The following is a 10,986-nucleotide window of genomic DNA, read 5'->3' on the forward strand; positions in this document are numbered from 1 at the left end:
CGCGCCGGCCACCGAGGCACGTCAGAACAGAAGAAAGTGAGAAACATCGTGAACCATGACTTGGTGGTCTTCGTGCCGGGCATTCTCGGCACTCGCCTGACCCGCGACGGCAAGGACGTCTGGAATCAGTCGAAACAGGCGCTGCTGAACCTCCGGACCCCGGGCAAGGCGGCGCAAGGCCTGGCGCTCCCGGAGGGCATCGGCAACGAAGCACCCGAGGAGCCTTACGCGCTGAACGCGGATCATCTGATCAAGGGCCCTGAGGCATTCCCGGGCTTCCTGTCCTGCCTCGGATACCCCGATGTCCGGACCGCTCTCGGCTGGGCCGACGAGAGCAGGGCCGGCCGGGGACTGCATCCGAAGCAGTACTTGGTGTTCCCCTACGACTGGCGGCTGTCGAACCGACTCACCGCTGGGCGTCTTCAGGCGAGGGTCGAAGCCGCCTTGGACGAGTGGCGGCACATCGCGCCCGAGGTCTATCCGGAGGCCCACGACGATCCGCCCAAGCTCGTCCTGATGGCTCACTCCATGGGCGGTCTGATCTCCCGCTACTACCTGGAATGCCTCGGAGGCCGGGAACACACGCGAGCATTGGTCACCATGGGCACACCCTTCGAAGGTGCGGCCAAGGCCATCCGTGTCCTCACCGGGCATGCGTGGGAGCCCCGAAAGGTGACCACCAAGGCGGTTGAGCGCGTGCTGTCGGTCAACGCGAGGCTGGCCGATCTCGCGCGGACCTTTCCCTCCGTCGCCCAGCTGCTGCCCGTGTACCGGGCCGCCCTGGAAGCGGGCCGCAGCCGCAGGCGCCTGCTGACCAGCCTGCCGGTGCCGGACCTTCCGAGCCATCTCGTCCATGAGGCGTTCGCCTTCCACCAGGAAATCAACGACGCCTGGGAGCGCAACCAGGCCGGTCTGACCAAACCGCCGTACCAGGTCCATTGCTTCGTGGGGACAGGCCACCCGACCGTGCACGGTGTGGTGGTCGGCGTCGACGGGGCCTTGGAGTTCCCCACTCACTTCGACAACGAAGGCGACTGGAGCGGAGACAGCACGGTCCCGAAGGGATCGGGCATCGCTCGCTGGACGTTGGAGAGAGAGGACGAGGCTTTGTGGAACGGCGAGCGCCACGCCGGCATGGCTGGTGCAGAGTCCCTCCGGCACCAACTGGTTGCGATTCGCAGCAGTGCGTCGACACGCCAGATGCTCTCGGGTGATACCGCCTTCGGCCTCGAGGTTCCCGAACTGGCGCTGGCCGGCGAGCCGTTCAGCGTCCGTGCGATCGGCCCGACCGTCACGGAAACAACGTTCCGAGCACGGCTCGCCGCTCCCGGTCGGCGGATCGAGGATGCTGAACCGGTAGCACTGCTCCCAGACGGTACGGGCGGCATGATCGCCGAGCTCACGGCATCCGAGGGGACCTGGGTCCTGCAGGTCGAGGCGGATCGCCCCTACAGGGTGTGCCACGAGGTCGTCACCGTCGCGGAGCTGTGACGGCGCGGCAATAGCGGTTGCGCAGGATGTGTGGTGCGTGATCGGAGGTACGGAGTGAGCCGCGCTCCGTACCTCCGAAACACACATTCGAGCCTGCATTTGCCGATCATCGCATCGCGCCTGGCCGGGGCCGACGTGCAGGGGATCTCCGGGAAACATCGCCCGGAGCATCCACACGGCCGATATCGAGCAGAAGAAGCCGCTCTACGAAGCCCTCGACATCGCGACCGTCTACGAGAACGCAACGAGGGCCGCGACCACAAGGTCGAGGCCCTCACTCCCGTCTTGTCGACGGTTGCCGGTTGTTCAATTGTGTCCGAGGGGGGACTTGAACCCCCACGCCCGATAAAGGGCACTAGCACCTCAAGCTAGCGCGTCTGCCATTCCGCCACCCGGACCAGGTGGTCGGCCCCGGTTTCCCGCGGCGACATGGAAAACAATACCAGGGGTTCGGGGTGCCTCTCACCTGCGTTTCCGATGGTCAGTGCGGTGCGCCGGACGCTGCCGGCGCCATCCGGCGCACTTCACCCTGTCGCGCGTACGGTCTGTTGCCGTGCGCGTACGCATGGTGCTGCCCGACGGTCGGGGCATCAGGTGACAGCCGGGGAAGTTCCCCGGCAGCCTCTCCCCCGCCGGGCCGTCCGTCACCGCGCGTACCAGTAGCTCTCCGCCCGCGAACGCGCCCCGCCAGGAGGCGCCGCCGATCAGCCGGGAAGCCGTCCGACCCGGCGCCGCAGGAGCTGATCTCCGGGCTGGTGGGCTCCGGTACGGGCAGCATGGTGGTGGGGGCGCGGGACTGAAAGGGCGCGCTCACCATCGCCGGATCGGGAAGAACGACCGGCGGATACCCGGCCTGCCCCGGGGTTGATCGCACAGTTCGGGGTGCTGGTCAGTCACCGTACGCTCCGGGTGAGGGCCGTGGAGCGCACGGTGTCTGACGTCACCGGGCGGGCGTTTGAGCTGTTCCCCGATCGTCAGGGAGATCGGGGAGGCGCGGACGCCCCCTTCGGTGCCGCTGATGCTCCTACTTGCGCAGCGCCGCCAGGTTGTCGTAGCCGATCCGCGCGTGGTCCAGGGACTGCGCGGGGACGGTGGAGCTCGGTGCGTTGTCCTGCTCGACCATCGGGTTGTGGTAATTCTTCGCCCCGACGCGGCGGAAGAACGTCCGGTAGTCGATGGCCCCAGTACCGAAGGGGACCATGTCGTAGCCGTTGCCGCTGGTTGTGTTGACGATGCCGTCCTTGGCGTGGAACAGCGGGTAGCGCTTGGTGTTGCCGCGAACCAGTGCCGCCGGGTCGAAGATGTTCTCCTGCTGCGATCCGTCGTGCGCGGTGTAGGTGTGGAACTTGTACTGAGCGACGTGCGCCCAGAAGATGTCCATCTCCAGCCATACGGACTTCGGGTCGGTGACCTGAAGGAAGTATTCAAGCTTACGGATGCCGGAACTGCGGGTGGGACGGCCCCGTGCGTCCAGCGGACCGCCGTCGAGCAGGAAGCCGTAGGCCGCGTCGTGGTTGTGGGTGTACAGCTTGATGCCCGCACCCTGAGCGATCCGTCCCAGCGTGTTCCACTTGTCGGCGGCCACGTCCCAGTCGCCGCGGTAGGCGCTGCCGGTGGGGTCGCCACCGGTGCCCATGTGTTCCATGCCGAGGATGTTCGCTATCTCGAGGTGGCGCTTGAACTGGTCCAGGTCGCTCTGGTTCAGCGGCCAGGACGACGGGATGAAGCCGTGGTTGCCCTGGGCGCGCAGACCGTAGTCGTCCAGCCACGAGCGCAGCAGCTTCGCGCCTTCCACGGATTCGAGGTTGTTTCCGCCGGGTGCGTTGGCGTGCTGGCCGTACCCGGCGAACTCGACCTGCTGGTAGCCGTAGCGGGCCAGCTCCCTGAAGACCTCACGGAAGCCCGAGGGAAGGCCGGTGCTGAGCGGATCCCGGCCCGTGGCGTCGCGCACCGTGTACAGGATGATGCCTCGTCGCTCCGCCGGGACCAGAGCCTGGCCGACGCCCCGCCCCTTACCGGAGGCGGTCTGGGCGAGGGCCGGCGACGCGCCGAAGGCGGGCGCGGCGATCGCCGCTGCCGCAGCGGCCGTGCAGGTGCTCAGAAAGCGGCGGCGACTGACGCCGAGGCTGCGGCGCAGGGCGCCGTCCGTTCCGGATTCGTCGTTGTACGCGGTCACGGTCTCTCTCTTTCTCGAAGATGCTCGAAACGCTGTGCACGGACCGATCTCATGCGAGGCCGGCAAGCATGAGGAGCAAGGACTTCACCTCGGTGGCCCGGACGGGGCCGGTGAACGCGTGGGGGGTGGAGCACAGGATGAGCGGACCTTCTTCGTCGCTCATGGGGAGACGGCCGTGGCTGCCGCGAATGGGTGAGGGGTCCAGCGGTACGACCGCCATGCGGTAGCGCATGCCGAGCTTCTTCCGGGCGACGGCCGCGGCGGCCTTGACCCGGACGTACGGGTCCTGGGGGTCCAGGAAGAGTTCGACGGGGTCGTAGCCGGGTTTGCGGTGGATCTCGACGAGCTGCGCGAAGTCGGGCGCGCGGGCGTCGTCGAGCCAGTAGTAGTACGTGAACCAGGCATCCGGGTCCGCGACGGCGACCAGTTCGCCGGAGCGCGGATGGTCCAGGCCGTGTGCCTTCTTGCCCTCGTCGTCGAGGAGCTGCTCGATGCCCTGGAGGTCCTGGAGGGCTTCGCGGGTCGCTTCGAGGTCCTCGGGGCGACGTACGTAGATGTGGGCGAGCTGGTGGTCTGCGACGGCGAAGGCGCGGGAGGCCATCGGGTCGAGGTATTCCATGCCGTCCTGGGTGTGGACCTCCAGGAGGCCGGCACGGCGCAGGGCCCGGTTGATGTCGATGGGCCGGTCGACGCGGGTGATGCCGTACTCGGAGAGGGCGACGACGGTGCGGCCTTCGCGGCGGGCGTCGTCCAGGAGGGGTGCCACGGCCCGGTCGAGATCGGCCGCGGCCCGGTACGAGCGGGGGTCGTCGGGGCCGTAGCGCTGCAGGTCGTAATCGAGATGCGGGAGGTAGCACAGGGCCAGGTCGGGGTGGCGGGTGTCGAGGATGTGCCGGGTCGCGTCGATGATCCACTGGGAGGAGACGAGGTCGGCGCCGGGACCCCAGAAGTGGAAGAGGGGGAATGTGCCGAGTTTTTCGGTGAGTTCGTCGTGCAGGGCGGGCGGCCGGGTGTAGCAGTCGGGTTCCTTGCGGCCGTCGGCGTAGTAGACGGGGCGCGGGGTGACGGTGATGTCGGTGTCGGCGCCCATCGCGTACCACCAGCAGATGTTGGCGACGGTGTAGCCGGGGTGGGCGCGGCGGGCGGCGTCCCAGAGTTTGTCCCCGGCGACCAGTCCGTTGTGCTGGCGCCAGAGCAGGACGTCACCGAGCTCGCGGAAGTACCAGCCGTTGGCGACGATGCCGTGCTCGGCGGGCGTGGTGCCGGTGAGGAAGGTGGACTGGGCCGCGCAGGTGACTGCGGGGAGCACGGTGCCGAGAGGGGCGTGGGTGCCGGACTGCCCCAGGGCCTTGAGGTGCGGCATGTGGTCGAGGAGCTGTGGGGTGAGGCCGACCACGTCGAGAACGAGAAGCGGGGTGGGTGTGGTGGAAGTGGTGGCCGGCTCGGCTGCGGTCATGGGAGCTCCTTGAGGCCGAGGTCGACCAGGAGGTCGCGGGCGAGGGTGAGTTCGGCAGCGATGCCGTCGGCGAGCTGGGTGCGGGTGCGGGGGCGCAGTGCGGCCGGGAGCGCCTGCCAGGTGTACGTCTCGACCTCCAGGTGCCTGGTGAGCGGCCGTGCGCCGCCGACCAGCCGGGTCAGCGTGGACCGGAGCACGGGAAGGGTGGAGGTGAGCGGTGGTGCGGGAGGTGCGTGCAGGGGGACGTGGAAGTGGGCGCGCCACGGGGCGCCGTCGGGCAGGGCCCGGCCGGTGACCGCCTCGTGGAGGTCGTCGGTGCCGCGCAGCCCGGCGGCGGTGCTGGTGCGGGTCTGGTGGAGGAAGCGGGGCTCGGCGAAGGCTGCGAGTGCGGTGCGTACCTCGGGGAGGTGGGGGTGTTCGGCGTGCAGTGCGGCGGAGAGCTGGGCCTTGGTTACCGGGATGCCCGCTGTGTCGAGCGCGTCGACGGCGGTGTCGGGGTCCTCGAAGGAGGTGGCCAGGTGGCAGGTGTCGATGCAGATGCCGATGCGCCGGTGTCCGACGGCGGTGAGCGGTGCGATGGCGTCGGCGGTGGTCTCGACCGTGCAGCCCGGCTCGGGTTCGAGGCCGATGCGGATGGACTTGCCGGTGAGCTCGGCAAGCACGTCGAGGCGGTCTGCGAGGGTGGTGAGCGCGGTGTGTGCGAGAGCGGCCGCCTCGGCGTCGGAGTCGAACGGGGTGCGCCAGGCGATCGGGAGGGTGGAGATGGTCCCTTCGGTGACGTCGTCGGGGAGCAGACCGGCCAGCAGCCGGGCGAGGTCGGTGGTGTGGGCGAGCCGCTCCGGGTCCGTCCAGTCCGGCTTGTACACCCGGTACTTGACCTCGTCGGCGCCGAATCCCTCGTACGGGAAGCCGTTGAGGGTGACGACTTCCAGGCCGCGGCGGTCCAGTTCGGCGCGCAGGGAGCGCAGCTGGGACGGGTCGTTGATCAGGCTGCGGGCCGCGTCCCTGGCGAGCCAGAGGCCGATGCCGAGCCTGTCCCGGCCGAGGCGTTTGCGGACCGGTTCGCAGTGGTCGCGCAGTTGGGTGCGGACCCCGTCGAGTGTCTCTGCGGGGTGGACGTTGGTGCAGTACGAGAGGTGGACGGTGGAGCCGTCGGGGTGGCGGAAGCGCATCGCCTCACTCCCCGCCGCGCAGGATGGAGTTGCCCTCGTGGAGTGGTTCCGGCGCGGCAATGTCGAGCTGGAGCCGGCCGCTCTGCCCGTAGAAGGCGACGGGGTTGCGCCAGAGCACCTGGTCGACGTCGTCCTCGCCGAACCCGGCGGCGAGCATCGCGTCGCCCACCTTGCGGGTCTTGAGCGGGTCGCTCCTTCCCCAGTCGGCGGCCGAGTTGACCAGGACCTTCTCGGTGCCGTGGGTCCTGAGGACCGCGATCATGCGGTCCTCGTCCATCTTGGTGTCGGGGTAGATGGAGAAGCCGGCCCAGCAGCCGCTGTCCCTGGCGTCCTTCACGGTCGTCTCGTTGAGGTGATCGAGCAGGACCCGCTCCGGGGGGAGGTGGGATTCGCGGATGACGTCGAGGGTGCGGTGCAGACCGGCGAGCTTGTCGCGGTGCGGGGTGTGCACAAGGGCGGGCAGGCCGTGGTCGGCGGCGAGCTGGAGCTGGGCGGCGAAGGCGGTGTCCTCGGCCGGGGTCATGGAGTCGTAGCCGATCTCGCCCACGGCGACGACGGAGTCCTTGACGAGATAGCGGGGCAGGGCGTCCAGGACGGGGGTGCAGCGGGGGTCGTTCGCCTCTTTGGGGTTGAGGGCGAGCGTGCAGTGGTGGGCGATGCCGTACTGGGCGGCGCGGAAGGGTTCCCAGCCGAGCAGGGCGTCGAAGTAGTCGAAGAAGCTGGCGGGCGAGGTGCGGGGCTGGCCGAGCCAGAAGGAGGGTTCCACGAGGGCGCGGACACCTGCGTCGTACATCGCCTGATAGTCGTCCGTGGTGCGGGAGGTCATATGGATGTGGGGGTCGAAGATGCGCATCAGGACTCCTCCGTGGGGGCGGCAGGGCCGGGCGTGGTGAGGTCGAGCACCCGGGTGAGGTCGGCGGGGACGTTGCGGCCCGCGGCGAGGCGCTCGGCCGCGAAGTCGCCGAGCATGCGGGCGAGTTCCGCGTCGCCGCGCGAGCGCCGTGCCAGCTGGTCGACGGCATCTACGGGGACACCGGTGAAGAGGCATTTGAGAATGGCGTGGCGCCAGTTGTGCGCGTCGAGATGGGCGGCGGCGTACGGTCCGACGGCCGCGGCGACCAGCCGGGTGTCGTTGGTGCGCAGGGCGTCCTCGACGAGCACAAGGGCGGTGGGGCCGAGGTCCAGCCGGTGCAGGGTGAGCAGGACGGCACGCCGTTCGGCGGCGGTGCCCTGCTCATAGAGCCGGGTCAGGGCAGGCAGTGCGGCGCGGGCTTCGATGAGCAGCAGGGCGCGTACGGAGTCGGCGTGTTCGAGTCCGCAGTACCGGCCGGCGGCGGCGTACCGCAGTTCCCACGACGGTACGGCGTACGGGCCGCCGGGCTGTTCGGAGTCCTCGTGGGAGGCGGCGTGTTCGGCCTCGGCGAGTGCCTCGTCGAGCCAGGCGCGCGCGGCTCCGCCGAGCTGTGCGTCGAGTTCTTTGCGGGTCAGCAGCGGGGTGGTCGTCGGGGTCATCGGCATGGCGTTGCTCCCTTCGGCGGTTTCAGCGGCTCGACGGACTGTGCTTGCGGAGGAACTCGACGGAGGTGCGGGCGAGTTCGGGTCCGGCGTGGGAGTGACGGGGCAGTTCGACGACGGTGAGGCCGCGGTAGCCGGTGTCCGGGAGGGCGTCGAGCGCTTGGAGTACGGGCGGGAAGTCGATCTCGCCTTCACCGAACGGGAGGTGTTCATGGATGCCCCGGCGCATGTCCTCGATCTGGACGTGCCGCAGCCAGGGGGCGGCGTCGCGGACGCAGTCGGCGGGCGCGGCGGGCTCCAGGCATTGGCAGTGGCCGATGTCCAGGGTCAGTCCGAGCGGTGGTGGATCGCCGCTGAGAACGCGCAGGTGGTGGAAGTCGGCGAGGTTGGCGAGGAGGTGTCCGGGCTCGGGCTCGATCGCCAGGGGGATGCCGGAGCGGTCGGCGGCGTCCAGGACGGGGGCGAGGGAGTCGGTGAGCCGCTGCCAGGCGGTGTCGGGGGTGGTGTCCGGTGGGGTGATGCCGCTGAAGCAGTGCACGGCGTGCGCACCGAGGTCGGCGGCGATGCCGACGGCCCGGACGAGCAGCCGGGTGCGGGCTGCGCGGGCCTCGGGGTCGGGGTCGAGGAGCGACGGCCCGTGCTTGCGACGGGGGTCGAGGACATAACGGGCCCCGGTCTCGACTGTGACGCCGAGGCCCAGCTCCTGGAGCCTGGACGCCACATGGCGGGTGCGCGCGGCGACGTCGGGGGCGAGGGGATCGAGGTGCATGTGGTCGAGGGTCAGCCCGACCCCGTCGTACCCGAGATCGGCGAGGAGTGCGAGGGCGTCGTCCAGGCGGAGGTCGGTGAGCCCGTTGGTGCCGTAGCCGAGGCGGATCGTCATGTGAGGCTCACCTTCCGGGCGAGGGTGCGGGCGAGCGGGACGAGTCCCATGACGGCGAGCCCCGAACCTGCTGCTCCGGCGCGGGCGGCGAGTGCTGCCTGGAGCGGGATCATCGCCCGGATGCCGCCGCCGACGGCGCGCTGGGTGAGCGGCGGGGACGGGTTGAGGGCGGCGTGGAGGAGGGGAACCGCGGCCGTACGGAAGTAGGAGCCCGTGAGCGCGGTGAGCAGGAGGCGGGGGGCGGTGGAGGCGGGGGTCGCCGGTGGCCGGTGCGACTCCCCCTTCCTGCCGCGTCCCGCATCCGGGGTCGCGTCCCCGGGTCCGCGCTGCTCGCGCAGGGCCGCGGCGCCCAGTGCGGCAGTGACCGCGAGCGCGGCGAGGGGTGCGGTGGTGGATCCGCCCTGCGCCTCGTGCCGTGAGACGGCGGTGACGGCGTAGGTGTGCGCCCCGAGCACTCCGGCGGCCGGGAGGACGCCGGAGACGAAGCCGCGCGAACCCGAAGCCGCTCCCGAGCCCGTGCGCGAACCGGAAGCCGAAGCCGCACTCGAACCCGAGGGCGTACGCGACCCCGTGCCCGTGCGCAACCCCGTGCCCGTACGCGCCCCCGGGCCCGCCGCCCTCGTCGCCGCACCGGTGGCGGTGGCGCCGAGCAACAGATCCAGTCCTCGTGCCGCCGCCATCGCCGCCGGTCCCGCCGGGGTGTGCTTGAGGCGGAGGTCGTACGCCCAGACCGTCGCCGCCAGCCCCGTGGCGACCGCGAGGGCCGGTCGGCCGGCCCGTGCGGCAAGGCCCAGTCCTGCGGCCGTCAGTGCGCCCGCCGCCGCGAGGGCCGCGCCGGGAGCGATGCGGCCCGAGGGGATCGGCCGGTGCGGGCGGTCGACGGCGTCCTCGTCGCGGTCGGCCCAGTCGTTGAGCGCCATGCCCGCCTCGTACAGGCAGAGCGAGGCGCCGACGGCGAGCGCGGTGCCGCGGTCGGGGCGCCTGCCCGTCGCCGCCGCCCCGGCGAGTGCGTCGCCGGGGACGGTGAACAGCGCCGACACCCGCAGCAGCTCCGCCCAGGCCCGTACCGTCACTTCTCCCCCCGCAGCGTTTCAGCGAAAGCGAGCAGCGCCATGTACTGCTCGAAGAGTGCGGGAGGGCCGCCGTCCGGGTCCTTGAAGTAGAAGCCGAGCTGGGGCAAGGGGCCGGTCAGCCCCTTCTCGTGGGCGCGGGCCACCAGTCTGGCCAGGTCCAGAACCAGGGGTGCGGCCAGTGCGGAGTCACACCCCTGCCAGGTCGTCTGGAGCACCATGCGCGCCCCGAGGAATCCGTCGAACGCGATGTGGTCCCAGGCCGTCTTCCAGTCACCGAGGGCCGGTACGTCGTCGATGTGGACCTCGCCTTCGGGCGCGGTTCCCAGCGTGTCGGCGAGGACGCGTTCCTTGCCCGCGTTCTTGGCCGCGGCCGCGCCCGGTTCGGCCAGCGCCGCTCCGTCCCCGCCGCCCAGCAGGTTGGTGCCCGACCAGGCCCTTACAGGCAGGGCGCGTTGCACGAACATCGGGGCGAGGACGGAGCGGAGCAGCGTCTGGCCGGTCTTGCCGTCGCGGCCCGCGTGAGGAAGTCCGCAGCCCGCGACGGCGTCCTGGAGGGCGGGGGTGCGCAGCCCGGTGGACGGGGTGAAGTTGATGTACGGGCAGCCTGCCCGGAGCGCTGCCGCGGCATAGAGCGAGCTGGCGGGCAACCGCCGCTCGCCGGGGGCCGGGACCGGTTCCGTGGAGGCGACATTGATCACGACCGTTCTGGCCAGGTCGTTCCGGTGCCCGAAGTCCGCGAGGTCGGCGGCGAAGGCGGTGATGAGCTCCTCGTCGCTGCGGGTGTCGCCGGGCAGTGGCCCGCCGGTCCGTATCTCCGCGTCGGCGGCGGCGAGTTCGGAGCGCACCGCCGAGGGCAGGCCGTGCGGCAGCACTCCCCCGGCGGCCAGTGCCTCGGCCCGTTTGGGCAGCGGACAGCCGACGGTGTCGTGTCCACCGAAGACCAGTGAGGTGAGGGTGGGCAGCCCGCTCTCGGAGAACGGTGGTGTTTCGGTGACCATGCCTGCCGCCGGGTGGAGCCCTGCTGCGACCGCCGCGCACCCCGCTGTGGCGGTGGTGGCGACGGAGCCGCGTGCTCCGATGAACCAGACTCCGGTACGAACGGCGGGTGCTGACACGGGCTGCCTCCCTGGCTGGGGGTCCTGGCTGGGCAGAGCAAGTGGTGCTGTGCGACGAGGGGGCGGGACCGGGTGGTGACGGCGGGCGGGGAGGATTTCCTTCCC

Annotated in this window: 9 protein-coding genes and 1 tRNA gene; 1 reads left to right on the plus strand and 9 read right to left on the minus strand. The window is 70.8% G+C overall.

The window, feature by feature from the left end; translation table 11 throughout:
- The first annotated feature begins 48 nt into the window (after positions 1–48).
- Positions 49–1,491, plus strand: a complete 1,443-nt coding sequence (locus OG953_RS07570) for an esterase/lipase family protein (protein ID WP_405683167.1) — start codon at positions 49–51, stop codon at positions 1,489–1,491.
- Between the two features lie 313 nt (positions 1,492–1,804).
- On the opposite strand, the gene OG953_RS07575 is transcribed toward OG953_RS07570, so the two are convergent.
- From OG953_RS07575 to OG953_RS07615, 9 genes are all read right to left on the minus strand, one after another.
- Positions 1,805–1,889 (minus strand) — tRNA-Leu (locus OG953_RS07575).
- A 626-nt stretch (positions 1,890–2,515) separates the two neighbouring features.
- The gene (locus tag OG953_RS07580; RefSeq protein ID WP_405683168.1) at positions 2,516–3,667 is read right to left on the minus strand and encodes a sugar phosphate isomerase/epimerase family protein; all 1,152 of its coding nucleotides are present in this window, start codon (positions 3,665–3,667) and stop codon (positions 2,516–2,518) included.
- 49 nt (positions 3,668–3,716) lie between these two features.
- On the minus strand, positions 3,717–5,123 hold the full coding sequence (locus tag OG953_RS07585; protein WP_405683169.1) for a nucleotide pyrophosphatase/phosphodiesterase family protein: 1,407 nt from the start codon (positions 5,121–5,123) through the stop codon (positions 3,717–3,719).
- A complete protein-coding gene (gene eboE, locus OG953_RS07590; protein ID WP_405683170.1) occupies positions 5,120–6,295 on the minus strand; it encodes a metabolite traffic protein EboE in 1,176 nt (391 codons plus the stop codon). The genes OG953_RS07585 and eboE overlap by 4 nt, the downstream gene beginning before the upstream one ends.
- A 4-nt stretch (positions 6,296–6,299) precedes the next feature.
- Positions 6,300–7,148, minus strand: a complete 849-nt coding sequence (locus OG953_RS07595; protein ID WP_405683171.1) for a TatD family hydrolase — start codon at positions 7,146–7,148, stop codon at positions 6,300–6,302.
- Complete coding sequence (locus OG953_RS07600; RefSeq protein WP_405691703.1) at positions 7,148–7,807, minus strand: EboA domain-containing protein; 660 nt, start codon at positions 7,805–7,807, stop codon at positions 7,148–7,150. The genes OG953_RS07595 and OG953_RS07600 overlap by 1 nt, the downstream gene beginning before the upstream one ends.
- 28 nt (positions 7,808–7,835) lie before the next feature.
- Entirely contained in the window at positions 7,836–8,693 is an 858-nt protein-coding gene (locus tag OG953_RS07605; RefSeq protein ID WP_405683172.1) for a sugar phosphate isomerase/epimerase family protein, read from the minus strand.
- Positions 8,690–9,766 (minus strand): SCO3242 family prenyltransferase, encoded by a 1,077-nt coding sequence (locus OG953_RS07610; RefSeq protein ID WP_405683173.1) that lies wholly within the window; start codon positions 9,764–9,766, stop codon positions 8,690–8,692. Before OG953_RS07610 ends, OG953_RS07605 begins: the two co-directional genes overlap by 4 nt.
- Positions 9,763–10,881, minus strand: coding sequence for an inositol-3-phosphate synthase (locus tag OG953_RS07615; RefSeq protein WP_405683174.1), 1,119 nt, complete (start codon positions 10,879–10,881; stop codon positions 9,763–9,765). Before OG953_RS07615 ends, OG953_RS07610 begins: the two co-directional genes overlap by 4 nt.
- Positions 10,882–10,986: the final 105 nt, after the last annotated feature.

Source organism: Streptomyces sp. NBC_00057 (assembly GCF_045041165.1).
Classification (GTDB): Bacteria; Actinomycetota; Actinomycetes; order Streptomycetales; family Streptomycetaceae; genus Streptomyces.

Coding starts and splice junctions, on each gene's coding strand:
- OG953_RS07585 (WP_405683169.1), bottom strand. CDS start 5,123: ATGACCGCAGCCGAGCCGGCCACCACTTCCACCACACCCACCCCGCTT.
- eboE (WP_405683170.1), bottom strand. CDS start 6,295: ATGCGCTTCCGCCACCCCGACGGCTCCACCGTCCACCTCTCGTACTGC.
- OG953_RS07595 (WP_405683171.1), bottom strand. CDS start 7,148: ATGCGCATCTTCGACCCCCACATCCATATGACCTCCCGCACCACGGAC.
- OG953_RS07600 (WP_405691703.1), bottom strand. CDS start 7,807: ATGACCCCGACGACCACCCCGCTGCTGACCCGCAAAGAACTCGACGCA.
- OG953_RS07605 (WP_405683172.1), bottom strand. CDS start 8,693: ATGACGATCCGCCTCGGCTACGGCACCAACGGGCTCACCGACCTCCGC.